The sequence below is a fragment of the Paenibacillus sp. GCM10023252 genome (assembly GCF_042653305.1).
GTDB lineage: Bacteria > Bacillota > Bacilli > Paenibacillales > Paenibacillaceae > Pristimantibacillus.
In genome coordinates this window covers 62,680-86,420 of sequence record NZ_JBHSHW010000010.1, presented here as the reverse complement: position 1 = coordinate 86,420, position 23,741 = coordinate 62,680, and the positions used below count along the sequence as shown (strand labels likewise).

Below are 23,741 nucleotides of genomic sequence, written 5' to 3'. Positions count from 1 at the left end.
CTTACAGACACCTCCAACCACCTAATCCCCTTCTGCAAGGGTCCTCACGACCCTTACAGACACCTCCAACCACCTAATTCCCTTCTGCAAGGGTCCTCACGACCCTTACAGACAACCCCAACCACCTAATTCCCTCCTGCAAGGGTCCTCACGACCCTTACACACACCTCTAACCACCTAATTCCCCCCTGTAAGGGTCCTCACGACCCTTACAGACACATCCAACCACCTAATCCCCTCCTGCAAGGGTCCTCACGACCCTTACACACACTCCACGCGAATTACCAACCGTATTAGATTAAGTCCCATATACGTTCATGCAGTAAATATGAATGAACTCTCGCTCTATTCGTTTCAGCAGCTACAAGCAGGTCCCTTGCTGCCATCTTTCTAAGCAAGTTACTACCCGCTTTACGCCGTATTCCTAGACATTGACAAGCATCTGAAGCTTTGACGGGGCGGTTAAGCTGAATGAAGCTGAGCAACAATTCTCTTTCTTGCAGAGTCAGCTTTTCACTCTGTTTTTCCTTAGCCCCGCCATACCTCCCAATCAACTCATACACGGCGCGGCGGCAGGCGTCTGGCTTCTTGTCGAGCTCATCCCAGGTGAACGGAACATACTTGTATCCCATGATGACAAGCGTCCGTACCCGCATCTTCTCAAAAGCGAACCGCTCGCGCGTTATATTCTCGCCATGCACAGCAAATCCCTCACATTCAAATGCCAGCTTCAGCGGTTCGTAGAATACATCTACGTAGATCTTCACGCCTGTTGAACTAATCACCTCATGCTCCAATATCATTCCATCGAAGCTCCTGAACACCGGGTACAATGCTTCCTTCAGCATCTTCTTCTCCCCCGTCATATCCTTGTTCAGCAGCTCCAATCGCATCCCCTTAGCCGAACTCTTCTGCTTCTCCAGGAACTTCTCGAACTCATTCTCGAACATAACGTTCTCCTCCTTAGTATGGTGAAAACAAAAAACGCCACTTAGCCCCTACCGTGTAGGAGTTAAATGGCGTGTGCTTCACGCTGTATCAAACTAATAATTTACTACAATATAGCAAACTGCTATCAAACTATCAACCTATTTTCTGGTTGCTGGTACAAATTTTAATTTATGGTTTGCGATCACGGTTTCGGGCTACGGGTGTCCGTTGTACGATTACGGGTGTCCGGGTGTCCGGTGTCCGGGTGTCCGGGTGTCCGATTACGGGTCACGGGTCACGGGTCACGGGGTCCGGTTACGGGTTTCCCGTACTGATTACTCATCCCCTTGACCGCTCCTCCCCCCCTACCCCTGCTTCTCCGAAGCCTCTTCCTTCCCGTCGGAGACGAGCTCCTTCGCCGAGGCCTTGAACTCATGCAGCGTCCGCCCAACGGCGCGGCCAAGCTCCGGGAGCTTAGATGGTCCGAACACGATTAATACAACGACTAGAATCATCATTAGTCCTGGGAAGCCGATATTTTGCAACATGATAGATTCATCTCCCTCTCATTATCACTTATCCTAGCTGCACAGCGGCCAATTCGCCCCATGCTTGCTCCTTGACTGCCCGCCTGTATGCCCTTGCTTCCGGCAGCACCTCTTGCTTGCACCACTGCGGCTGCACCTATCCATCCAACAAGCAACAGGGGGGACTGGAGGACGCCCTAATCCTGCTCTACTCCCTGCCCTCTCCCTGTCCTCTCCCTGTCCTCTCCCTGCCCTCTCCCAGCTCTTCTCCCAGTCTGCTCCAACTCAGCGCCTAATCCTGCCCATGCTTATTCGGATAAGCGGCCACCGCTTCAATCTCGATGAGCCAGTCCGGGCTAACCAGCCCGCCGACACCGACGGTCGAGCGAGCAGGCTTCACCGGATTGTCCTTCGTGCCGAAGAACTTGCCATACGCGCTGAACCAGCCTTGATAGTCGAACTTGCCGCCCTTCGCCGCATCACTTACCACATAGACTCGCAGATAGATGACGTCCTTCATCCCTAGCCCCTGCTCCGTCAGTTGCCGCTCGATCTCCTTCAGCACGCCTTCCCCTTGCTTCTGCGTATCCCCATAGCGCTCATACACCGTCTTGCCCTCCTTGTTCAAGAGTGGAGGAACGGTGCCGCTGGTGGAGAAGGTCGCCGTCCCCGCAGGTACAGCAACTGCACTAGATATAGAGGACGCCGGATTACCGTAGAACTCGACTTCATGAATAGGCTTGAGAGGATACTTATTAGGTGTACCGGCCTGGGCTGCATAGAGCACACTCGCACAGACGAAGCAGGATGCTAATGCCGTTCCCAATACGACTCTTGTCTTGCTTAACTTCACCTTCACCATAACCAATCACGCCTCCCGCGAATGAATTATTCCTTCATTACTCTCTGATGAATATCCGTTACGACAGAGCGAGCCGACTCAATGCCCCCGGCCATCCAAGCCGTAATGTAGCTAATATGCTCCCCTGCCAGATACACTCTCCTGTCCGGCTTGCAGAGCGTCGGGTAATACGTCTTGCGGTCATCCGCCGAATAGGACACCCAGCCCCCGAGATTGTACTTCACCCGCTTCCAGTCGACGGAGAATGACGATTCGAACTCCTGATGGTACTGTGGATGAATCTTCGCCCCCTGCATCAGCGCATGCCGCTCCCTCTCCAGGTAGCTCATCGCGCCTAGCTTGTCCGCATTCGACCCGAAGGCATAATACCCGAGCAAGAGCCCCTTCTTCGCAAAATACTTCGTAGGAGGATAGTATATCGAGGAAATATCCATGTTCGTTAAGGAGCTGCCTCCGTATATATGCTCATCTTCTTCCCAGAAGCGCCTCTTGAACTGCAGACCAATCTTGCCCGCAGAGGCATAGTTAATGCTGGAGATCGCCTTCTTCATCTCGGGAGAGAAGTCGCTCTTCACGTCCTTCAGCACCGACAATGGAATCGTACAGATACAGTAATCGCCTGAAGCTTCCTTCACGTCCCCCGTATCCAGATTCTTGTACACAACCGTCACACCGGAATCCGATTGCTTAATCTCCATCACCTCAGAGCCGAACTTGATATGATGGCCGACCTTCTTCTCGAACGCCTTCGCAATCGCATCAATGCCGCCAACCGGATGGAACATCATCATCTGCTGATCATAGCCGTACTCCCCGCTGAAGAAGTTCCCGAAGCCAGACCCGATAATCGCCTTCATGTCAAAAGGATCCCTGATCACACCGGCATCCAGCCGGGAGCCAGGCTCTTCCTTGTAACCGCCCCTCGAAGATCCCTTGTAGAACAGGTCCTTATTCAGATCCCCTTCCACTCTCAGGTAGTTCACCAGCTTCTCCTTCTCTTCCGGACTGAGCGGCAAGTCGAGTGAGCTCTGATTCACCGCCTTGGCCAGCATCTCCGCAACATATCCGCGAACGTCGGCCTTCGCTTCCCGCTTCCTAACCCTCTTGCCGGATAGCGCTCCAACATTCTCGTTATAATAGAAGCCTTGTTCATTAACGTTGTTGAACGGCTCCATCTCAATGCCGAACTTGCGACAGTACTCCATCGTCACATGGAACTGAGGAATTCGCATCGGACCCGCATTGAAGTACATCCCGTCATCGAACCTCGCAACCTGCTTCATCCCTCCAACATCTGCCACAGATGTCCCTCTGCGTACGGACCAGATACGACCGCCCGATCTGGCTCTCGCTTCTAGGATGGTACAGTCATAGCCTGCCAGTCCCAGCTCATAGGCAGCGGTCATTCCTGCTACACCAGCCCCTAAGATAATGATTTTTTTACCATTCCGCTTCGTTCCTGCCAGATCATTCCTTCCCGGCGGCGTGTAATCAGCGGCCTTCACCGTCTCCGGCGACAGCAGCCCCATTGTGCCCATTACACTGAAAACGGCTGCGGTCCCGCCCAGTTTACCTACTGTTGTAATGAACTGTCTTCTGGACATTTCCTTCGGCATTTCCTTCGTGTCCACTTCCCTCAGCTCCTTTTTTTCCCCAGGTACAAGTCGGTTGAACATCTCTACAACGAGACTGTAGCACAGGGAATACAGCTGACTCTATTAATGTGTGAGTTTTTCTAACATAAATTATTTCTATTGCTAGAGCAATATCTATAAACAGCCCCTTAATTACTAGATATCTATTCGAGTACAACGACATAGATAGGAAATTAGTCATCCACATTCATAAATATGGAAAAAACTAGAGTATAATCATAGTCATATATGACCATTGTTGATTCATAGAGCCTCTGTTAATGTTAGATATCATGACACGAGGAGGCGACAGCCTATGACGAACAAGGTCATAACGATTGGGACAGTGAAGGAATTGACAGGACTAACCGAGAGGCAGATTCGTTACTACGAGGAACGCGAGCTTGTCTTCCCTCATCGTTCGAAGGGGCGCGCGCGCAAATATTCGTTAGAGGATGTGGAGCTCATTAAGGACATACATATGAAGCTGAAGGACGGCTATCATACCTTCGAGCTTCGGAAGATGATGCAATCATGAAGCATCTTCCCCTTACCATGCCGCTTATCGACCATATTACGGAGCTGCGGAGACGCATTCTGTTCACGCTCACCCTCTTCGTGCTGGCTATGATCGCCGCCTTATTCCTATCTCCAGAGCTGCTCAATTACTTGAAGAGCGTACCGCCGGCAACCGCCATCACCTGGAATGTGTTCTCTCCGTGGGATGCTCTTCGTATGTATATGTCGATTGCCTTCGTCATCGCTGCCGCTATTACCCTGCCCTTCGCCTTATATCAGCTGTGGCTGTTCGTCAAGCATGGGTTAAGCAAGGAGGAGCAATCGGCCACTCTGAGATACATTCCCTACAGCGTCATCTCCTTCCTGACCGGCTTATCCTTCGCTTACTTCGTCGTCTTCCCGATGAGCTTCTCCTTCACCTCTCGCATCGCGCACAGCATGAACCTCGTGGAGACCTATGGCATTGCCCAATACTTCGGATTCATGCTTAGTATCGTGTTGCCGCTGGCGGTCGCCTTCGAGCTGCCTATCATCGTTATGTTCTTAACCCGCATTGGGCTGCTTAATCCGCGAGGGCTGAGCCGCATGCGCAGGTTCGCCTACGTTATTCTAGTCGTCGTTGCGAGCTTGATCTCTCCTCCTGAATTCATCTCGCATCTGATGGTGTTCGTCCCCCTCGTCCTGCTCTATGAGATTAGCGTCGTCCTATCCCGGGTTGTCTATAATCGGAGGGCTAAGACTATGAATCTCAACCTAGACCATACAGCCCCAACCAGCAGTTGATATTAATAAAAAAATAACAACAAAGCAGGATCGTTCCCAGGAACGATCCTGCCTTGCTGTTCAATCAAAACCGCCTTACCCCTCGCTCAGAGCCGCCACCCTCGTACGAGGATTGACCGGCCGCTTCAGGCCAAGATGGTCGCGGAGCGTGCTTCCGCTGTACTTCGTACGGAACAGCCCTCTGCGCTGCAGCTCTGGAATGACGAGCTCAGCGAAGTCATTCAGGCCGCCCGGCAAGTAAGGCGGCATGATGTTGAAGCCGTCGGCTGCGCCGCTGACGAACCACTCCTCCAGCTGATCGGCAATCTGCACCGGAGTTCCCCAGATCTCGCGGTGACCGCGGGCACCGGCAATTCGCTGATACAGCTTGCGAATGGTTAGTCCCTCGCGCTCCGCCAGATCCTTCAGCAGCGTGAACCGACTCTTCCCACCGTTCACCTGCGCAAGCTCAGGCAGCTCCGGCAGCGGACCATCCAGCGGATACGGCGTCAGGTCAACGCTGATCATCTGCGACAGCAGGCTCACTCCAGCCTGCTCAGGAATGAGCTGCTCGAACAGCGCCTTCTTCTCCAGCGCTTCCTCCTCAGTCCGGCCGATAATGGGGAACACACCTGGCATAATCTTCAGCTCATCCGGGCTTCGCCCATACTTGGCCAGACGCCCCTTCACATCGCTGTAGAAGCGCTGGGCTTCCTCCAGCGTCTGCCAAGCGGTGAAGATGACTTCCGCTGTGCGGGCAGCCAGCTCCTTCCCCGGTTCAGAGGAACCCGCCTGGATAACGACCGGGTAGCCCTGCACAGGTCTAGCCACGTTCAGCGGTCCGCGTACCGAGAACCACTTGCCCTTGTGATTCAGCGTATGAGACTTCGTCTTATCCGCGAACTTGGCCGCATCCTTGTCATACAGGAAGGCATCATCATCCCAGCTGTCCCACAGCCCCTTCACCACATTCAAGAATTCCTCCGCTCGGTCATACCTCAGATCATGCAGCAGATGGTTGTCTTGACCGAAGTTCAACGCCTCGGACACATTCGCTGAAGTCACGACATTCCATGCTGCCCTGCCCTCAGATAGATGATCCAAGGAAGCGAACTTCCGAGCCACGTGGAACGGCTCGTTGTAAGTCGTGGATACCGTCGCAGCCAGCCCGATCTTGTCCGTGACCGCCGACAAGGCGGACAGCAGTGTCAGCGGCTCCGGCCGCACCGATACAGTCTGTTCCACCGCCTCCGGATATTTCTCAGAGACGGCCAGACCATCTGCCAGGAATACCATATCGAACTTCGCGCGCTCAGCATCCTCTACCAGCTTGCGATACCACTTGAAGTTCAGCACATCCGATGCGGCTGCATCGGGGTGACGCCATGCCGCCACATGATGACCGGGTGTCATTAGGAATAGACCAAGACTTAACTGACGTTCACGCTGCTGCGCTTGATTGCTCATTATATAACCCTCCTAGTGTAAAAGGTAATGATCCAACTTATCCCTGCTCTATTACCTGAACAGCTGCCTAACCACTGCGACTGACACCAGAGACTGATTGTGGTAATAGCTTGCACATGCACTTGCACATGCACTTGAACTTGCATTTGCACTTAAGCTTGCCGTCAAGCTCCCCTCAGCCCTATACGTCATTCCGTCGAGCTAGGCTTCCAGGCGGTGAAGTAGCGCTCCAGCGATACCAGAATATGATTCACCAGCAGGCCGAGCGCCGATATCGTAATGATGCCTGCATACATCTCCGGCACCATGAAGCTGAATTGCGCATAGTTAATGAGGTAGCCAAGACCGGCCTTCGCTCCTACCATCTCAGCCGCAACGAGGACGAGGATAGAGCTCGCTCCAGCCATCCGTATGCCTGTGAAGATCGGCGGTACAGCTGCAGGAAGGATAACCTTCTGGAATAAGCGGAAGGGGGACAGGCCCATCGACTTAGCCGACTTGATGAGCAGCGGATCGACGTAACGAACCGCGCTTATCGTATTAATCAAGATAGGGAATGAGCACGCGTATACGACCAGTGCGATCTTCGACGTCTCTCCGATTCCGAGGATAAGGACGAACATAGGAAGCAGAGCGAGCGCAGCCGTATTACGGAATAGCTCCAGCAGCGGATTCAGCAGATCGGACAGCCTCTTATACCAGCCGATCAGCAGACCTAGCGGAATGGCAATGACTAGTGCAAGCCCGAATCCAGCGAAGGACCTCACCAAGCTGGCTTGTGTATGATCCCACAGGTCTCCGCTTAACAGCAGCTGCCACCAAGACGCCAGCACCACTGAGAATGACGGCAGGAACGCCTGTTCAACCAGACCAATTCTAGGAGCAACTTCCCATAGACCAAGCAGCGCTGCGATAATGATGATTCGCTTCAATACTTGGGCAGCAATATTGACAGGAATCGTGAGCAGATCCAGGCGCGACTTGTTCAGCTCAGCGGAATCATGAACGGGCAGGACAATACTCTTCTCTAGACTAGCCATCGTTATACAGCTCCTTCATGCTTAGACTTGGCTGCGGCCGCCCGCAGTGCTTGCTCACGTTCATTCTCTTCCGCTCTAACCACCTCATCACGCAGCAGTCCCCAGATCTCACCCCGAATACGACCGAACTCCGGCTCCGCCCTGAGCGACTCCCCAGCTCCTCTTAGATTAGGAGGGATGTCAATAATCTGCTTAATTCGTCCTGGCTTAGACGTCATCACAGCCACTCGCTGTCCCAAGTAGATCGCTTCATCAATACCGTGAGTGATGAACACAATCGTCTTCTTCGTCTGCTCCCAGATTCGCACGAGCTCACCTTGCAGCGTCTCCCTCGTCTGGGCATCTAGTGCGGCGAACGGCTCATCCATGAGCAGCACATCCGGGTCATAGGCCAGGCTTCTTGCAATCGCCACCCGCTGCTTCATCCCTCCCGACAGCTCGTGAGGATATCGGTCCTCGAAGCCGCTGAGGCCTACCAAGGCCAGATATTCTCTCGCCTTATCCACCTTCTCCTTGCCGGTAATCCCCTTCGCTTCTAGCCCGAACTCGATGTTGCCCTTCGCGGTCTTCCACGGGAATAAGGCATACTGTTGGAAAACAATGCCACGATCCAAGGCAGGGCCGGCAATCTGCTTCCCATCAATAAGAATTTGTCCGGAGGTCGGCTTAGTCAGCCCAGCCAGCAGGTCAAGCAGCGTCGACTTCCCGCAGCCGCTTGGGCCAACGATAACGACGAACTCTCCTGTATTCACATCGAAGGTTATGTCCTTCAGCGCCGTGAATTCTGTCTCAGTCTTGCGCAGCCAGCCCGTACTCCTAACCTTGAACACCTTATTGACCTGTTGAAAGCTTATTTTAGTGCTGTTCCCTGCCATACGGCATCGCCTCCTAATCGTGGGTCATGCTACTTTTTCTCGAAGAATGGATTGAATTCATTCGTATAGAACTCGGACGGTTTCAGCTTGCCTTTCTCGAGCTGGCCCTCGTTCTCCAGCCAATCGATCCAGATTTGGAAGTCTTGATCGGAGATTAAGCCGCCTTTGCCGGCTACGCCTGAGCTTTTAAAGTATTTGACAGCTGAGGCATCTTCTTTCCGGCCGCGTTCGTTAATGATTTTTTCGAACAGGGCTCTGGACTCCTCTACTGGCGTCTCCTTCAGCCATTCAATTGCCTTAGCAACACCTTCTACGAACTTCCGCGTTGTGTTCGGATTCTCCTTAATGAATTCCTTGCGAATCACATAAGTACCAGCATTGAAGGCCCCGAACAGATCATAATCAGAAGCCAGACTGCGAATGCCTCCGCGCTCTAACGCCTTATCCTTGACGATATCTCCAATAACAGCAACGTCGATCTGACCACCGCGCAGCGACTGCTCTAGATTAACTGGCGGCAGTGCTACTAGCGTTACATCCTTAATCTCGTTCTTCGTTAGCCCTTCCTTCTGAAGCCAGTTTTTCAGTACGATTTCCCCGTGGGCACCGAGTGTGTTCATGCCGACTTTCTTACCAATCAAGTCCTTAGCTGTCTTGATCGGGCTGTCCTCAAGGACGAAGAAGCCATTCCAACGCTTGTCGTTGGTTCCGTAATAAGAGACAACCGGGGTAATAGGTGCATTAGACGCAACAAGCTTCACGACTGCTCCGTTGAAGGCTCCCCCGAAGTCGACGTCTCCCGTTGCTGCCGCTTGAATATCTTGCGGGCCGCTAATCGTATTGCCAATCCACTTCAGCTTAATTGGTGCAAGATAGCCCAGATTCTCTGCAAGCTCGGCGATTGTAACCGAACCCGTCCATCCTTGATACTTCAGTTCAAGCACTTCTGGCTCTCCTCCTGCGGGAGCTGCTGCAGCTGCTGTCCCGCTGCCGTCTTCCTTCTCTGCTGCACCCGATGCACCTTTGCCGTCTTCCTTCGTTGCTGACGATGCCGCCGTATCCTTGCTCCCGTCCTTCGTTGCTGACGATGCCGCCGTATCCTTGCTCCCGTCCTTCGCTGCTGACGATCCCGACTTATTGCCTCCCCCCGTCTCCTCTTGGCCGCAGCCTGCTAATAGGATGACTGCACCAATTAATAAGATGGATAGCAGAGTTGTTGCCCGCACCGTTGTTCTTGTTAAGTTGAATAGAGTGGTCATAAGCTTCTCTCTCCCCTGGATCGCCGGTTGAACACAAAAAGGAGACAAAGTTTCTGCAAGGTGCAGTCCTCGTCTCCGGTGGTCCGGTCGTATTTGGATTTCCTAATTCCAATTAGTTTATTCCGATTGGATTAGTGTGTTTTGAATATTATCACGGCTTTTTAAGTGGCGTCAAGCGTTATTTTCAGAGGGTGGTGAATCGATAAATCTCGACAAAATAGCCTTATATGTAGACTTAACTCAGCGCTGTATACAGGCCTACCTCAGATCTATTCTTAACTAAAACTTAGGTCTAAACGCCCTCTTGACTCTAATCCAGTCTATGCGCTAGAATCAAAACCATTCACACCGATTTACTTGGATATACTGAAGCTGACCAGATAACTGGAAGCCGGGACAGATGCCTTTGGGCTATGCTCCGGCTTTTGTTGTTCCCTGAGTACAATCAAAACTATTAGGAGGCGTTACACATGAGTGCAGAAGCGAATCAGACGGCAGCGCAAGTAGAAGTGCGTAGGATTGCAGGCAGAATTGGTGCAGAGATTACAGGAGTGAGATTGGCATCGGATCTGGATTCCGATACGGTGAAGTCCATTCGCGAGGCGCTTCTTGAACATAAGGTGATCTTCTTTCGCGGACAGCAGCACTTGGACGACGCCGCGCAGGAAGCGCTCGCTGGCCTCTTCGGTGCGCCGGTGGCACATCCAACAGTACCAATCAAGGGAGGTACCGAGTACATTCTGGAGCTGAACTCCGACCATGGCGGCCGAGCAGACTCCTGGCATACCGATGTCACCTTCGTCGATGCCTATCCGCAAGCCTCAATCTTAAGGGCAGTCATTGTTCCGGAGTCTGGCGGTGATACCGTGTGGGCGAATACAGCTGCTGCGTACGATAATCTGCCTGAGGAACTGCGTCAGCTTGCCGACCGTCTATGGGCCGTTCATACGAACAACTACGACTACGCCTCCTATAGGCAGAAGGTATCCGAGGAGGATGTGAAGCGCCATCGCGACGTGTTCGCCTCCACCATATATGAGACAGAGCATCCTGTGGTGCGTGTTCATCCGGAGACAGGCGAGCGCACCTTGGTGCTGGGTCACTTCCTCCGCAAGTTCGTCGGCTTGTCCGCTGCGGATTCCGCCCAGCTCTTCAATCTCCTGCAAGGACATGTCACCCGTCTGGAGAATACCGCACGCTGGCGCTGGGAAGCCGGCGATGTCGCCATCTGGGACAATCGCGCTACGCAGCACTACGCGATTAACGACTACGGCGACCAGCAGCGTATCGTTCGCCGCGTCACGGTTGACGGGGACGTGCCCGTCAGCATCGACGGCCGCCGCAGCAGCACCCGCACCGTGCCGCGCAGCGAGCAGACTTCACTCGGCTCACTGCAGGATGCGCAGGCTCTGGCCGACGAGCGTTCGGCTTAAGCGCCGCATTAGCACTCGTGCCTCGCGCCACGCAGCCCGCAGCAACACTCCCTCGCCGGTGCGGTGGATTAGCCTCGCGAGGCTAGTGCACTGCGCTAGCCTCGCGAGAAGCATGCGTCGCTGGTACGCAGCGCTTGCCGAGCGAGAAGCCGGCTTCGCTGATGCGTAGCGCTTACCGCTCGAGAAGCCGACCTCGCCGATGCGTAGCGCTTACCGCTCGAGAAGCCGACCTCACCGACATACGCCGGATAGCTCGACCCCATGCAAGCAGCAAGGGTAGCTCTAAGACCGGGAGGGTTCCCCGGTCTTTTTGCATGTATGGATATCCGATGCGAGCGGCATTCAGGCCGGCTTTCACACTCCTTTGCTCCACTATCCCCTTCGTTCAGGGCAACATGCCTTTTTTTCTCTTTACTCCACTATCCCTTCGTTCATGGCAACATGCCTTTCTTTCTCTTTGCTCCACTATCCCCTTCGTTCAGGGCTTGTAGCTGCTCTTTTTTCTACCTTTGCACCGCTATCCCGCTCACTCAGAATTTTACATTTTTTATATTTTTCTATTGAAATAAGAACGTATGTTTGCTAATATTAAGTAAGAACAAATGTTCCTAAAAGAGGAGGTTTATCAGCACTGGACATTCATTTTGAGATGATGAGCTTTGACGCATTTAATCAGTTTTTTCATAATGAAGAGGTCTGCTGCACCTGGTTATTCGAGCAGAAGTGGCCTAATGGCTTCAAGTGCATGAAGTGCTACCATTCTCAAGCCTATACCATCCGGACTCGCCGACTCCCCCTATACGAATGTGCTTCTTGCGGTCATCAGAATTCGCTGACCGCTGGGACCGTTATGCACAATAGCCGCACCTCACTGAAGAAGTGGATCCACACGATGTATCTCGTCTCCCAGCCGGAGAGCGTTAACGCAGTACGTCTCGCGGATGTGATTGAAGTCACCTACAAGACAGCTTGGCTCATGCTGCATAAGCTTCGGGACGCCATGTCCCAGGTAGAGGAAGGGCAGCAACTCGCGGGTCAGGTGCGAATGGATTATCACGTTTACGGATATCAGAGGTTCAAGCCGACCTTAGACCGCGTCCCTCATGAGCATCCCGTTATGATTGGAGCTAGTCATATCGATCAGGAAGAGGACCGTCTCATGCATCTTAAGCTTCTCCAGTTAGCAGCCTCCGATCTGAGAGGGACTATACCGACGAGGTATGGTATTGCTGATTTCAGAGAACGACACATGGAGCCTTCTGCAACCATGGTTACTATGGTACCCAGATACGGAGTACTTAAAAGAGTACCTCTTCTATACCACTATGCATCGGACTCCTTCCAATGGATGAACAGGAGATTCCACGGAATCGGCGGCAAGCATCTGCAAGCCTACCTCCATGAATATTGCTTTAGATTTAACAGATTTGCACAGCTTGCATCCTCATTCAGCACCTTAGTTCAGGCTTGCATGGTTCATAAATGTCCTACTTACAAGGATTTTGTTGTTAGAGATTATAGGAGAGAAAACGGATCAAATAATATTGGGGTTAAGGCTGCCTAATTTCTTTGCTCGGTTACTGGTTAATATACATAGACATATTGGTGTTGGAATTTTTTAATCTATATCAAGGACTGCTTGAGCGGTGAAAAAAAACACCTAGCGAGTTGATTGTCCGGGAAATCCTGTTCCTGAGCGAAGGGGATAGTGAACAAAAGGAAAAATGAGAGGTATCAACCCGTACTAGTCCTAGTCCTAGCCCTAGCCCTGACGGGTGAGTTAATATGAATAACTTAACAACAGATGACGACATCTATAATTCCCGCTCCAAACAAAAAACACTCTTTCGCATAAATATACGAAAGAGTGCTATTCGACAAGCAATTATTACAGGTATGAGCAGCAGTAGTCCGTTACTGTGGAAATCTGAAGCTTGAACTTGGTGTTCGCTGGAACCGTGAACTCGCCAGTGCCGTTGATGTTCAACCACTCGGTCTCACCAGGCAGAAGCACCTTCAACTCGCCCGCTAGAATCTCCATAATCTCTACGCAATCGGTACCGAATTCATAGTCGCCTGGCAGCATAATGCCCAGCGTCTTCTTCGTTCCGTCTGCGAATTGCACCGTGCGGCTCGTTACCTTGCCGTCGAAGTACACATTGGCTTGCTTCACTACAGATACATTATCGAATTGTGACATATCCCTAAGTTCCCCCTACGAGTAAGTGTATATATGTATATACAACAAACACCGCCCCAAGGAGCGGCGCCTGTTGTACTTCCACCAACTGCAGCTAATCTATTCCACACAACTAACTCAATGAGCAACCAGTCTGATTGCTCTTCCAGCCAACTCAATGTTACAGCCGGAGGTCAAAGTCCGCTGTTACAGAAGTGCCTTCACCTTAGCCACTACGTTCTCAACGGTGAAGCCGTACTCCTTGATGACACGGTCGCCAGGAGCTGAAGCTCCGAACTTGTCGATGCCGAGCACTGCGCCGTTGTCGCCAACGTAACGTTCCCAGCCGAATGAGCTAGCCATCTCAATAGCGAGGCGAGCCTTCACATCAGGAAGCACGATGGAATCTCTGTATTCCTTCGATTGCTTCTCGAACAGATCCATGCTCGGCATGGAGATGACGCGCACGGCAATACCTTCTGCAGCTAGAGCTGCTTGAGCCGCAACCGCCAGTTGAACCTCGGAGCCTGTCGCAATAATCTGAGCCGCAGCCTTGCCGCCCTCAGCTTCAGATACGACATAAGCACCCTTGCGAATGCCTTCACGTGCACCAGTTACGGTACCAGCTAGGATCGGCAGGTTCTGACGAGTGAGGACGAGTGCAACCGGGTTGCTCTTGTTCTCTACTGCATATGCCCAAGCTGCAGAAGTCTCATTACCGTCTGCAGGACGAATGACAGTCAGACCTGGAATGATTCGGATCGAAGCCAACTGCTCGATTGGTTCATGCGTTGGACCATCTTCACCAACCGCAATACTGTCATGCGTAAGCACATAGGTCACTGGCAGACCCATCAGTGCAGCCAGACGAATCGCAGGACGCAGGTAGTCCGTGAAGACGAAGAACGTGCCTCCGAATACCTTGATTCCTGTGTGAAGCGCAATCCCGTTCATCGCTGCAGCCATACCGAATTCCCGTACGCCGAAGTAGATGTTGCGGCCGTCGTAGCTGCCTGGCTTGAACACTGGCAAGCCCTTCAGATGCGTCATCGTCGAGCTCTCTAGGTCAGCAGAACCGCCGAACAGGTTCGGCACGCCAGCTGCTAGTCCATTCAGAGCATTACCTGAAGCTACGCGAGTGGACAAAGGCTTGTCTTCCGTTGTATAAGCAGGAAGATCCTTGTCCCAGCCCTCAGGCAGGTCGCCGGAGATAGCTGTCTCGAACTGAGCTGCAAGCTCAGGGTTAGCCTTCTTATATTCAGCGAACAGCGCATTCCACTTGTCATTCGCCGCTTCGCCATTCTTCTTCACTTCATCGAAGTGTGCACGTACTTCAGCAGGAACCGTGAATGCTTCATGCTCCCAGCCGTAGAATTGCTTCGTCAGTACCGTCTCATCCGCACCAAGCGGTGAACCGTGAGGTCCAGCATGTCCGCCCTTGCCGCCCTTGTTCGGGCTGCCGTAGCCGATAACCGTCTTGACTTCGATAAGCGTCGGCTTGTCGGATTCCTTCTGAGCAGAAGCTACTGCCTTCGCCAGCGCATCCAGATCGTTGCCGTCTTCGACGCGAAGCACTTGCCAGCCGTAGCCTTCGAAGCGCTTCTGCACGCTCTCGGAGAAGCTCAGGTTCAGCTCGCCATCGAGCGAGATATCATTGGAATCATACAGCACAACGAGCTTGCCCAGCTTCATATGACCAGCCATAGAAGCCGCTTCATGGGAGATACCTTCCATCAAGTCGCCGTCGCCGCAGATTGAGTATACGTAATGATCAACCACATTGAAGCCTTCACGGTTATATGTAGCCGCAAGATGAGCTTCCGCAATCGCCATACCTACCGCCATTGCAACCCCTTGTCCAAGCGGACCAGTCGTCGCATCAACACCAGCCGTGTGGCCGAATTCCGGATGACCTGGAGTGAGGGAACCCCACTGACGGAAGTTCTTAAGCTCCTCCATCGGAAGATCGTATCCAGACAGGTGCAGCAAGCTGTAGAGCAGCATCGAGCCGTGTCCAGCAGACAGGACGAAGCGATCCCGGTTCACCCAGGTTGGGTTGGAAGGATTGTGGTTCATATTCTTCGCAAAAAGCTGGTAACCCATCGGAGCCGCACCCATCGGCATACCTGGGTGACCCGACTTGGCCTTCTCGATTGCATCGATCGCTAGTGTGCGGATCGTGTCAATGGAGAGTTGATCAATTGACTTCTGTGTAACTGCCATGACTAATATTCCTCCTAATATCCATTCTTGCCTTGCCGTTCTAGGGCTTGCAAATTTCTCTCTCTCTATACTAAAGAATCAGCGCGAGTTGTAGCGCAATGGCTCTGAACATTGTACCATTCCCGTCCCTAATTGAAAACAACCGTCTTGTTCTGATGAACAATGACACGGTCTTCAATATGCCACTTCACTGCGCGCGCAAGCACCACACGCTCGATCGTCCGGCCGATTCGCTTCAGATCATCAACATTGTCGCGATGGCTCACCCGCTGCACGTCCTGCTCAATGATCGGACCGCCGTCGAGCTCTTCGGTTACGTAGTGAGCGGTTGCTCCGATGATTTTCACCCCACGCTTGTAGGCTTGGGCATAAGGCTTGCCCCCAACGAACGCCGGCAGGAAGGAATGATGGATGTTGATAATGCGATTAGGGAATTGCTCAATGAACTTAGGCGGAATGATCTGCATGTACCTCGCGAGCACGATAATGTCCGCCTTGTCGGCTACGAGCTCCATCTGCTTGCGCTCCGCCTCCGGCTTCGTGTCTGCGGTGACAGGGATGTGGTGATAAGGAATGCCGAACGACTCCACCATCTCCCTCATATCCGGATGATTCGAGATGACCATGGAGATGTCCGCGTCCAGATCGCCTGCCTTCCACTGCCACAGCAGCTCCATCAGGCAATGGTCTTCCTTGGAGACGAAGATGGCGAGCCGCTTCTTGCGGCTGGCGCGGAAGATGTGCCACTTCATATCGAAGCGATCCGCCACTCTGGCGAAGTCCTCGACAAGAACAGGCAGCTCCTTCTCAAGGTCCGCCAGGTCGAATTCGAACCGGATGAAGAACATGCCTCCCTCCGGATCCATCGTGTATTGATCAGACTGTACGATATTCGCGCCATGCTCGTACAGGAAGTGCGATACGGCAGCTACGATGCCGGAACGGTCCGGACAGGAGATGAGCATACGAGCCCGGCCGCTGCGCTGTGGAGAGGTTACTGGTGGTTGCATCGACGATTGACTTCCTTCCTAAGGCTAGTTTGTCTATATTTACTAAGCATTAACCAGAAGCTGCTTGCCCGCGAACCACCCGGTAATGCGTTGGTTAATCTGCTCTTCCGTCAACTCTTCTGGGAACACGCCGCCCGCTGCAGCAAGATCGAACAGGCGCTCCATCGGTTCACGCGGATCCGCCTTCTTCGCCTTCGCATCATTCTTCAGCAGCTCCCAAGTGGAGAGCACGAAGGTGCGAGGATCAATCTCTTGCTTCCCATAGAAGTGATGCAGACGCTCGACGTGGTCGAAGTACGACTGGCCGAACCGCTCACTCGCGTCACCGCGCAGCAGTGCAATCTCCGCTTCATACATCGGACGCTCAGTCTTGTCACTCTTGCCAATCCAAGGCGTCTCTAGTATGAAAGGCCGTCCAGCAAGCGCTTCATGATGAATAATCGAGTGAATCGCTTCATGTCCGAGATAGCCAGCGCCCACTGGGGCGTGGCGATCCTTGCCCGCTCCGCGCGCGTTCTTGCTGTCGTTGACATGGACAACCGCGACGCGGTTCAGTCCGACAGTCTGGTCGAACTGCTTCAGCACGCCATCAAGATCACCGACGAGATCATAACCGGCATCATGCATATGGCAAGTGTCCATACAGACGGTCAGACGGTTATTTGAACGAACCTTATCAATAATCTGAGCGAGCTCCTCGAACGAACGTCCGATCTCGGTCCCTTTGCCAGCCATCGTCTCGAGTGCAATGTTCACATCCGTCTCTTGCGTCCCGTCCAGCACCTCGTTCAGGCCTTCGGCGATGCGGGCAATGCCATATTCGGCATCCTTATCTGTATAAGCGCCTGGATGCAGCACAATATTGCGCACCCCGATCTGATGAGTACGGCGAATCTCCTCCTGGAGGAAACGAACTGCAAGCTCGAATGTATCTTCCTTATAAGAGCCTAGATTAATAATGTAAGGAGCATGCACGACGATCTCGTTAATGCCCGCCGCCGCCATCGCTTCCTTACCTTCTTCAATATATAGCGTGTCTATCGGCTTGCGCCTGGTGTTCTGCGGTGCGCCGGTGTAGATCATGAATGAGCTGGAGCCATACGAGACCGCTTCCTTGGTTGCACTTAGCAACCCCTTGTCCGAAAACGATACATGAGAACCGATTTTTAACATGAGCATAACGTCCCCTTTCGGTTGATCAACCCTTATTTTACAAGGAATGTCGAAATAAATCTAGGAATACGATATAATTGGCAGCAGAGGTGACATTAGAGATGAGTTCAGCCCCTGATTGGTTCATGTATTTCATCGTATTCTGGGCAGTTGTCATGGTCGGGTTCATGTGTATCGGCGGATTCTTCATGTTCCGTAAGTTCTTGAAGGTGCTACCGATGCGCGATGGCAAGTCCAAGCTCGATTGGCAGAATTATTGGGTGGATCGCAGCCGCAGCATGTGGAGTGAGGAAGCGAAGCAGCTGCTCGACGAGCTGGTATCTCCGGTTCCAACGGCATTCCGGGACATTGCGAAGCATTCCATCGCGGCCAAGATTGGACAAGTGGCCATTGAGAAGGGCGACACCGCCGTGACGAGGGAACACTGCATCGAAGGCTACATACGAGCTACGCCTAAGCGGGATTACCGGAGCTTGGTTAGCTTTCTAGATAAGAGAGGCATCGATTATTCCCCCTACAAGCATCTGCTCAATAAGTAAGTTAATATGTAAGCAGAAGCCGCGTCTGACGCGGTTTTCTGTTTATTCCGGGGGAGGCTGGGGTAACTAACTTGTAACCAAGATAGGTCCAGCTGCGTTATAGAGTACAGGAGGCGAATCCATAATGAATCGATTAACTATTCGTAGAAAAAGCAAAACAACAGCAGCCAGCGTCATTCTGTTAACGCTCATGCTCACAGCAGCCGGATGCGGCGGATCAGCCGACAACGGCAATAGACAACTAGGCAGCGGCGGCAACGCAGCTGTGACAGAGAACGGGAACGAGGCGGAGGTTACGCCTGAAGTAAGTGAGGCGCCGACAGACATCGGCGTCGTAGATACTGGTACGGCGGAGCCGGAAGCTTCCAAGGAGCCTTCTGAACCGGTCGAGACCGTAACGAAATATCTGCATGGTGAAGGTAAGTATACTGGGCAGATTGACTCCCACTCGGTTGAGATTGAGACAGACAAGGGCATCGTCGCTTATCAGATTGAAGAAGAGCTTCAGAAGGATATCGACGCACTCGGTGAGAGTGCTCAGGTGGAGTTCCAATATGTAGAGAAGGAAGTTCAAGGCGACAGCGGTGTCATTAAGCAGCCTTGGCTGACGCAGATTAAGGAAGTGAAGTAGCACTAAGAGGCTGCTTGAGCAAAAAAAAAACTCTCGCTCCAAGACGTGTTGCTCTTGAGACGCTGGTGGCTGAAGGATGCAGTGGCTAAGCTGGCTGGTGTGGCGCACTTGCCTGTAGGTAGCTCGAGTTGATGCTTGTAGAGGAAGCTTAGGGGTTGGCTGGACGACGCGTGTTGCGGCTTCTAGCTGACCCTATGTTGGTTACAGAGACTATGGAAGCGAGTGTGGAGGATGCGGATAGCGGTAACTGGTGGGACAGGGTTCGTAGGTAGAGCATTAGTGGCTTCCCTGCTGCGGCGCGGGGATGAAGTGTTGATTATATCCCGTTCTGCTCCGCGGAACTCGAATGGCGGAGGCAGACGGGGTGTGCAGACGGTCACTTGGCATGAATTAGTGGAGGAACCGAGCAAGCTTGCGGGGGTTGATGCGATTGTCAATCTCGCGGGCGAGTCCATTAATCAGCGTTGGACAGACGAAGCGAAGGCGCGGATACTGGGCTCTCGAGTGGATGCGGCCGAGGGCTTGGCTCGTGCTGTCGCATTGTTGGAGGCTAAGCCTAAGGTTGTCGTGAACGCTTCAGGCATATCTGCCTATGGATTCTCGGAATCGGAGACCTTCGATGAGAGCAGCAGGACAGTGGAGACAGACTTCCTCGCCTCAGTCGTTCGCAAGTGGGAGGCTGCTGCAGACCGCATCCCAGTCGATCGGCTCGTGAAGCTGCGAGTGGGGCTCGTGCTAGACCGCGAGGGAGGGGCATTCCCGAAGATGGCCATGCCTTACCGGCTATTCGGAGGCGGCCCGGTTGGCAGCGGCAAGCAATGGATCTCTTGGATTCACCTGGAGGATATGGTCAGGCTCATCATGTTCTGTGTGGACGAGGACAGGATGAGCGGCCCCGTCAACGCCTCTGCTCCGACACCGGTCACCAATGACGAGTTCGGCCGGGCGCTGGGCAAGGCCATGGGACGCCCGCATTGGTTCCCTGTCCCCAGCTTCCTCATGAAGGCTGCATTCGGCGAGCTGTCCGCTCTGCTCCTCGAAGGCCAGCGCGCCCTGCCTCGCAAGGCGCTGGACAGCGGCTTCACATTCCGCCACCCCACCATCAACGCCGCCATGCAGGCGATGTTTACCAAGTAAGCATATGTTAGTTAAGCCCCTTCTCCATGTGTTGTGGAGAAGGGGCTTGCTCTAGGCTGCTGCAACGCCAGATTCTGGCGTTATTGCTCCCAACACACCGCTCCGCTCGCCTGCAACGCCAAAATCTGGCGCTATTGCTCCCAACACACCGCTCCGCTCGCCTGCAGCGCCAGATTCTGGCGCTATTGCTCCCAACACACCGCTCCGCTCGCCTGCAACGCCAAAATCTGGCGCTATTGCTCCCAACACACCCCTCCGCTCGCCTGCAACGCCAAAATCTGGCGCTATTGCTCCCAACACACCCCTCCGCTCGCCTGCAACGCCAAAATCTGGCGCTATTGCTCCCAACAGACCGCTTCGCTCGCCTGCAACGCCAAAATCTGGCGCTATTGCTCCCAACAGACCGCTTCGCTCGCCTGCAACGCCAGATTCTGGCGCTATTGCTCCCAAGACACCGCTTCGCTCGCCTGCAACGCCAAAATCTGGCGCTATTGCTCCCAACAGACCGCTTCGCTCGCCTGCAACGCCAGATTCTGGCGCTATTGCTCCCAAGACACCGCTTCGCTCGCCTGCAACGCCAGAATCTGGCGCTATTGCTCCCAACACACCGCTCCGCTCGCCTGCAACGCCAGAATCTGGCGCTATTGCTCCCAACACACCGCTCCGCTCGCCTGCAACGCCAGAATCTGGCGCTATTGCTCCCAACACACCGCTCCGCTCGCCTGCAACGCCAAAATCTGGCGCTATTGCCATGGGTCAAGTCACTCCGCCGTACGCACTGCCACTACATCATATATCTAATAGCTTTCTCAGATAGCTGATAGTAATGAACTCGTTGTGCGTCTTTGTTTACAGCGAGTAAGAGCTCTTTTTTCAACATTCCATTAAGTATAGTCCTGCTAGAGGTGTAACCCATCTGCAAGCAATACTGGACATCCTCGACCTTCAAGAATCGATTAAGCCGCAGTCCGTACCGGATGACCTCCCGCTCATATACGCTCAGCTCCTCATAGGCACTGCCGCCAGACGCACTTAACCGCCCCAGCAGCTGGTAGATATCCCTCTTGCACATATCGGGCCGCTTATCCAGCTCATCCCTGCTGATTGGGAAGTAGATGTGCCCAAGGCTCGTCAAGGACCGAATCCGCGCCTGCTCCTGATCGAACTTATCCCTGCTAAGATTCTCCCCGTGATAAAAAAACCCCAAAACCTCAAACGCAATCCGAAGCGGATAATAGTAAATGTCGATATAATTCCTCGCGCCGCCAATGCTCACAATCTCATACTCCATAATTAACCCCTCGAACGTTCCTAACATAGATGCCAATGTCTCTAGCAGCTTGCGCTCCGACAATAAGGGCTTCTTCAGCAGCTCCAATCTCTGCCCAATGGCTGAAGCACGCTGTTCCTCTATGAATCTCTCCACATCATTCATTCCACTCATACCTCCTAATGAATTAGCTTCTCTATGACCCTGCCACTGCAATGCCACTGCTATCTGTGCAACGTATACCGAGGCCCCTTGGATCCAGCCAGCTGTATCACATCCCCAGGCTCCAAGTCATACGTCTTGTAGGCAATCATCATCTCTTGATTAAGGAAGCTGCCGTTGCGCGAGCCCATATCCTTAGCACAATAACGACCATCGCGCCGCTCTACCTCCAGATGCAGACGAGAAATTCCATGAGCTTGATCCACATATCCGTCCCCCTCACAACCCCGCCCAATGGTGAAAATCCCCCCAGACAACTCCAGTCGCTCCACCTTCCCGTCCAGCTCCCTCTCTAGCCATGCTACCTTGAAATCTCCCTCCTCCTGCCCTGAGCTGGACAAGTGAAGTAGAACAGTAGCATCCCCCGGCCTGGTTCCGCCACCTGTATGATGCCTGTCATTTCCCAGCTCAGATAGGTAACTAGGCACCTCTGACATTGCTGCCCAGGCCTCATGCTCATGATTACGCTCATCTTCTATGTACTCATGAATAATAGAGCCGTGCGTGTGCCCTATGGGTGAATTGCCTCGTTGTTGAAGATCGGCAATTGCTTCGGGGTTTGGAGTTTTTTTGTTACGTGGGACGGGTCTAGACAGCAATCTCGACTCTAGCATGAATGGATCGGACTGACTCTGATTCTGCTCCTCCTCAATGTCACTGTCCTCGGCTGCTTCATCCTTACGCTTCCACACGACAATGAGCGCAATGATTCCCATCACAGTAAGGCCAGCGCACAGGAGCAACGCATTACGGCTGAGGGCAGGCAAGTACATGAACCGCCACACGGCTGCGACAGCTACCGTAATGGCAGCGGTCAAGATCCACGCCATGCGGCGATTGCCATCGGCTTCCGCTCCCTCTTCCAGCCCTCCGGCATAGGCAGGCATATCCTCGACCGGTGTTGACCACTTAGACTCGATAGAAGCGGGGGACGGAGAAAAATAGGGAGGCTGGTCAGATATGTGTGAGTGGAGAGGTGGCTGCACTGGCAACTGGCCCTGCGGCTCCCAAGGACGCTGCGGCTGTTCAGACACCTGTCCACCCCGCTGCACACCCGGCTGCACCGGTATATGTACTTGCTGCTGCAAGCTCGACTGCATCGGCATGTGCGCCTGCGACTGCCCCCGAATCTGGCCCTGCGACTGTAATCGTGATACCTGCGGTGGCACTCCCATCATCGGGTGCTGGTCCAGCAGCCGATGATGGGCCTCACTCGAGTATGCAGCCGGTCTGCCATCATAGCGCTCCGAATAGCCGCCAGCTTGCGGCTGATAGAACTGTCCTGCAGATACTAATGCTGCTGATGCAGATGTTGCTGTCCTTGATGCAGATACTGATGCTCCTGCTCCTGCTCCTGCTCCTGCTCCTGCTCCTGCTCCTGCTCCTGCTCCTGCTCCTGCTCCTGCTCCTGCTCCTGTTCCCGCTAACGCCGATACTAATCCCGCTCCGTCTGCTCCACCTCCGATTAACTCCAGCAGAGTCTTCCTGAGCTCTGTGAACGTGCACGGTCCGGTACCGTCCAGCTGGCGCAGCAGCCTCTGAAGGCCTTCCCCGTCGATATTCGTAACATGTGACGACCAACGAACGACGCAGGGCAGCAGCCGATGAGCCTGTGAGCCAGTCCCGCTCACTCCCAGGTCAAGCATAGGAACGTACGCAAGCCGAATCTGACCGGGCCCCTCCCCTGTGAAAATAAACGAATCCTCAAGCAAGCAGCCCTCCGGCCTCAGCATATAGTGCTTGCACTCATCCAGCGCGTCCACCACGGCTAGCAGCAGGGTGTAAAATCCGAGCATCGACAACGGCTGCAACTGCAGCTTGTGAGAAAGCATCCTCACTCCGGTTAAGCGGTAGCGGAATGTGACCTTCCCGTCCGTCTCCGTCCACTCCATCGGAAGCAGATGAGGGGCTTGCTTCCCTTGCAGCATCTGCAGCTCCAGCCCATCCAGCTCTTCACGCTTGATGCCTCCCTCCAGATCGAGGATCATCTCGTGACCATGCCTCATACTGAAGTCCACTCTATACTTGTGCAATATCGATCGCTCCCTT

At 53.4% G+C, this 23,741-nt stretch carries 22 protein-coding genes and 1 pseudogene; 8 read left to right on the top strand and 15 right to left on the bottom strand.

The features are described from left to right. Positions 1-293: 293 nt before the first annotated feature. From ACFO9Q_RS08590 to ACFO9Q_RS08575, 4 genes are all read right to left on the bottom strand, one after another. Positions 294-950: a hypothetical protein gene (locus ACFO9Q_RS08590; protein WP_379180797.1), complete on the bottom strand. Its 657-nt coding sequence runs from the start codon at positions 948-950 to the stop codon at positions 294-296. 345 nt (positions 951-1,295) lie between these two features. Then, the gene (locus tag ACFO9Q_RS08585; RefSeq protein ID WP_379180795.1) at positions 1,296-1,478 is read right to left on the bottom strand and encodes a twin-arginine translocase TatA/TatE family subunit; all 183 of its coding nucleotides are present in this window, start codon (positions 1,476-1,478) and stop codon (positions 1,296-1,298) included. Between the two features lie 271 nt (positions 1,479-1,749). Then, the gene (locus ACFO9Q_RS08580) at positions 1,750-2,319 is read right to left on the bottom strand and encodes a RidA family protein (protein WP_379180793.1); all 570 of its coding nucleotides are present in this window, start codon (positions 2,317-2,319) and stop codon (positions 1,750-1,752) included. A gap of 26 nt (positions 2,320-2,345) precedes the next feature. Continuing rightward, positions 2,346-3,950 carry a flavin monoamine oxidase family protein gene (locus ACFO9Q_RS08575; protein WP_379180791.1) on the bottom strand — a complete coding sequence of 535 codons (1,605 nt, stop codon included), beginning with the start codon at positions 3,948-3,950 and terminating at the stop codon, positions 2,346-2,348. Positions 3,951-4,269: 319 nt separating this feature from the next. On the opposite strand from ACFO9Q_RS08575, the gene ACFO9Q_RS08570 reads away from it, so the two are divergent. Continuing rightward, positions 4,270-4,491 (top strand): MerR family transcriptional regulator, encoded by a 222-nt coding sequence (locus tag ACFO9Q_RS08570; RefSeq protein ID WP_379180789.1) that lies wholly within the window; start codon positions 4,270-4,272, stop codon positions 4,489-4,491. Continuing rightward, positions 4,488-5,255 (top strand): twin-arginine translocase subunit TatC, encoded by a 768-nt coding sequence (gene tatC / locus ACFO9Q_RS08565; RefSeq protein WP_379180787.1) that lies wholly within the window; start codon positions 4,488-4,490, stop codon positions 5,253-5,255. Before ACFO9Q_RS08570 ends, tatC begins: the two co-directional genes overlap by 4 nt. Before the next feature lie 75 nt (positions 5,256-5,330). On the opposite strand, the gene ACFO9Q_RS08560 is transcribed toward tatC, so the two are convergent. The 4 genes from ACFO9Q_RS08560 to ACFO9Q_RS08545 all read right to left on the bottom strand — a co-directional run bounded on the left by ACFO9Q_RS08560 (position 5,331) and on the right by ACFO9Q_RS08545 (position 9,875). Then, positions 5,331-6,701, bottom strand: coding sequence for an LLM class flavin-dependent oxidoreductase (locus tag ACFO9Q_RS08560; protein WP_379180785.1), 1,371 nt, complete (start codon positions 6,699-6,701; stop codon positions 5,331-5,333). Between the two features lie 188 nt (positions 6,702-6,889). Next, complete coding sequence (locus ACFO9Q_RS08555) at positions 6,890-7,741, bottom strand: ABC transporter permease (RefSeq protein ID WP_379180783.1); 852 nt, start codon at positions 7,739-7,741, stop codon at positions 6,890-6,892. A 2-nt stretch (positions 7,742-7,743) separates the two neighbouring features. Then, complete coding sequence (locus ACFO9Q_RS08550; RefSeq protein ID WP_379180781.1) at positions 7,744-8,616, bottom strand: ABC transporter ATP-binding protein; 873 nt, start codon at positions 8,614-8,616, stop codon at positions 7,744-7,746. Positions 8,617-8,645: 29 nt separating this feature from the next. Next, a complete protein-coding gene (locus ACFO9Q_RS08545) occupies positions 8,646-9,875 on the bottom strand; it encodes an ABC transporter substrate-binding protein (RefSeq protein WP_379180779.1) in 1,230 nt (409 codons plus the stop codon). Positions 9,876-10,345: 470 nt separating this feature from the next. Between ACFO9Q_RS08545 and ACFO9Q_RS08540 the strand changes: the two genes are divergently transcribed. From ACFO9Q_RS08540 to ACFO9Q_RS08530, 3 genes and pseudogenes are all read left to right on the top strand, one after another. Then, the gene (locus ACFO9Q_RS08540; RefSeq protein ID WP_379180777.1) at positions 10,346-11,308 is read left to right on the top strand and encodes a TauD/TfdA dioxygenase family protein; all 963 of its coding nucleotides are present in this window, start codon (positions 10,346-10,348) and stop codon (positions 11,306-11,308) included. Between the two features lie 649 nt (positions 11,309-11,957). After that, a pseudogene (locus tag ACFO9Q_RS08535) lies at positions 11,958-12,122 on the top strand (transposase); the annotation flags it as partial. A gap of 78 nt (positions 12,123-12,200) precedes the next feature. Next, positions 12,201-12,872 carry a hypothetical protein gene (locus ACFO9Q_RS08530; RefSeq protein WP_379181305.1) on the top strand — a complete coding sequence of 224 codons (672 nt, stop codon included), beginning with the start codon at positions 12,201-12,203 and terminating at the stop codon, positions 12,870-12,872. A 324-nt stretch (positions 12,873-13,196) separates the two neighbouring features. Here the strand turns inward: ACFO9Q_RS08530 and ACFO9Q_RS08525 are convergent, their stop codons facing one another. The 4 genes from ACFO9Q_RS08525 to ACFO9Q_RS08510 form a co-directional block, all read right to left on the bottom strand. Further along, on the bottom strand, positions 13,197-13,508 hold the full coding sequence (locus tag ACFO9Q_RS08525; RefSeq protein ID WP_379180775.1) for a pyrimidine/purine nucleoside phosphorylase: 312 nt from the start codon (positions 13,506-13,508) through the stop codon (positions 13,197-13,199). 186 nt (positions 13,509-13,694) lie between these two features. Continuing rightward, positions 13,695-15,710, bottom strand: a complete 2,016-nt coding sequence (gene tkt / locus ACFO9Q_RS08520; RefSeq protein ID WP_379180773.1) for a transketolase — start codon at positions 15,708-15,710, stop codon at positions 13,695-13,697. Between the two features lie 128 nt (positions 15,711-15,838). Then, complete coding sequence (purU, locus tag ACFO9Q_RS08515) at positions 15,839-16,720, bottom strand: formyltetrahydrofolate deformylase (protein ID WP_379180771.1); 882 nt, start codon at positions 16,718-16,720, stop codon at positions 15,839-15,841. 42 nt (positions 16,721-16,762) lie between these two features. Further along, complete coding sequence (locus ACFO9Q_RS08510; protein WP_379180769.1) at positions 16,763-17,893, bottom strand: deoxyribonuclease IV; 1,131 nt, start codon at positions 17,891-17,893, stop codon at positions 16,763-16,765. 101 nt (positions 17,894-17,994) lie between these two features. Between ACFO9Q_RS08510 and ACFO9Q_RS08505 the strand changes: the two genes are divergently transcribed. From ACFO9Q_RS08505 to ACFO9Q_RS08495, 3 genes are all read left to right on the top strand, one after another. Further along, positions 17,995-18,432 carry a DUF2621 domain-containing protein gene (locus tag ACFO9Q_RS08505; RefSeq protein ID WP_379180767.1) on the top strand — a complete coding sequence of 146 codons (438 nt, stop codon included), beginning with the start codon at positions 17,995-17,997 and terminating at the stop codon, positions 18,430-18,432. A gap of 124 nt (positions 18,433-18,556) precedes the next feature. Further along, positions 18,557-19,063, top strand: coding sequence for a hypothetical protein (locus ACFO9Q_RS08500; RefSeq protein ID WP_379180765.1), 507 nt, complete (start codon positions 18,557-18,559; stop codon positions 19,061-19,063). 231 nt (positions 19,064-19,294) lie between these two features. Next, positions 19,295-20,200, top strand: coding sequence for a TIGR01777 family oxidoreductase (locus ACFO9Q_RS08495; protein WP_379180763.1), 906 nt, complete (start codon positions 19,295-19,297; stop codon positions 20,198-20,200). A gap of 51 nt (positions 20,201-20,251) precedes the next feature. Here the strand turns inward: ACFO9Q_RS08495 and ACFO9Q_RS08490 are convergent, their stop codons facing one another. Genes ACFO9Q_RS08490 through ACFO9Q_RS08480 form a run of 3 tightly spaced genes read right to left on the bottom strand, consistent with a single transcriptional unit; the run spans position 20,252 to position 23,725 of the window. Further along, positions 20,252-20,953, bottom strand: coding sequence for a hypothetical protein (locus tag ACFO9Q_RS08490; RefSeq protein ID WP_379180761.1), 702 nt, complete (start codon positions 20,951-20,953; stop codon positions 20,252-20,254). Between the two features lie 31 nt (positions 20,954-20,984). Beyond that, on the bottom strand, positions 20,985-21,635 hold the full coding sequence (locus ACFO9Q_RS08485) for a hypothetical protein (protein ID WP_379180759.1): 651 nt from the start codon (positions 21,633-21,635) through the stop codon (positions 20,985-20,987). Between the two features lie 59 nt (positions 21,636-21,694). After that, positions 21,695-23,725, bottom strand: a complete 2,031-nt coding sequence (locus ACFO9Q_RS08480; RefSeq protein ID WP_379180757.1) for a DUF6382 domain-containing protein — start codon at positions 23,723-23,725, stop codon at positions 21,695-21,697. Between the last annotated feature and the right edge of the window lie 16 nt (positions 23,726-23,741).

Excerpts from the sequence above, each read along its gene's own strand:
- tkt (WP_379180773.1), bottom strand. The coding sequence starts at position 15,710 with ATGGCAGTTACACAGAAGTCAATTGATCAACTCTCCATTGACACGATC.
- ACFO9Q_RS08590 (WP_379180797.1), bottom strand. The coding sequence starts at position 950 with ATGTTCGAGAATGAGTTCGAGAAGTTCCTGGAGAAGCAGAAGAGTTCG.
- ACFO9Q_RS08505 (WP_379180767.1), top strand. The coding sequence starts at position 17,995 with ATGAGTTCAGCCCCTGATTGGTTCATGTATTTCATCGTATTCTGGGCA.
- ACFO9Q_RS08510 (WP_379180769.1), bottom strand. The coding sequence starts at position 17,893 with ATGTTAAAAATCGGTTCTCATGTATCGTTTTCGGACAAGGGGTTGCTA.
- ACFO9Q_RS08580 (WP_379180793.1), bottom strand. The coding sequence starts at position 2,319 with ATGGTGAAGGTGAAGTTAAGCAAGACAAGAGTCGTATTGGGAACGGCA.
- ACFO9Q_RS08485 (WP_379180759.1), bottom strand. The coding sequence starts at position 21,635 with ATGAATGATGTGGAGAGATTCATAGAGGAACAGCGTGCTTCAGCCATT.
- ACFO9Q_RS08490 (WP_379180761.1), bottom strand. The coding sequence starts at position 20,953 with ATGGCAATAGCGCCAGATTTTGGCGTTGCAGGCGAGCGGAGCGGTGTG.
- ACFO9Q_RS08540 (WP_379180777.1), top strand. The coding sequence starts at position 10,346 with ATGAGTGCAGAAGCGAATCAGACGGCAGCGCAAGTAGAAGTGCGTAGG.
- ACFO9Q_RS08545 (WP_379180779.1), bottom strand. The coding sequence starts at position 9,875 with ATGACCACTCTATTCAACTTAACAAGAACAACGGTGCGGGCAACAACT.
- ACFO9Q_RS08495 (WP_379180763.1), top strand. The coding sequence starts at position 19,295 with ATGCGGATAGCGGTAACTGGTGGGACAGGGTTCGTAGGTAGAGCATTA.
- ACFO9Q_RS08500 (WP_379180765.1), top strand. The coding sequence starts at position 18,557 with ATGAATCGATTAACTATTCGTAGAAAAAGCAAAACAACAGCAGCCAGC.
- ACFO9Q_RS08530 (WP_379181305.1), top strand. The coding sequence starts at position 12,201 with ATGTATCTCGTCTCCCAGCCGGAGAGCGTTAACGCAGTACGTCTCGCG.
- ACFO9Q_RS08555 (WP_379180783.1), bottom strand. The coding sequence starts at position 7,741 with ATGGCTAGTCTAGAGAAGAGTATTGTCCTGCCCGTTCATGATTCCGCT.
- purU (WP_379180771.1), bottom strand. The coding sequence starts at position 16,720 with ATGCAACCACCAGTAACCTCTCCACAGCGCAGCGGCCGGGCTCGTATG.
- ACFO9Q_RS08550 (WP_379180781.1), bottom strand. The coding sequence starts at position 8,616 with ATGGCAGGGAACAGCACTAAAATAAGCTTTCAACAGGTCAATAAGGTG.
- ACFO9Q_RS08525 (WP_379180775.1), bottom strand. The coding sequence starts at position 13,508 with ATGTCACAATTCGATAATGTATCTGTAGTGAAGCAAGCCAATGTGTAC.
- ACFO9Q_RS08570 (WP_379180789.1), top strand. The coding sequence starts at position 4,270 with ATGACGAACAAGGTCATAACGATTGGGACAGTGAAGGAATTGACAGGA.
- tatC (WP_379180787.1), top strand. The coding sequence starts at position 4,488 with ATGAAGCATCTTCCCCTTACCATGCCGCTTATCGACCATATTACGGAG.
- ACFO9Q_RS08560 (WP_379180785.1), bottom strand. The coding sequence starts at position 6,701 with ATGAGCAATCAAGCGCAGCAGCGTGAACGTCAGTTAAGTCTTGGTCTA.
- ACFO9Q_RS08585 (WP_379180795.1), bottom strand. The coding sequence starts at position 1,478 with ATGTTGCAAAATATCGGCTTCCCAGGACTAATGATGATTCTAGTCGTT.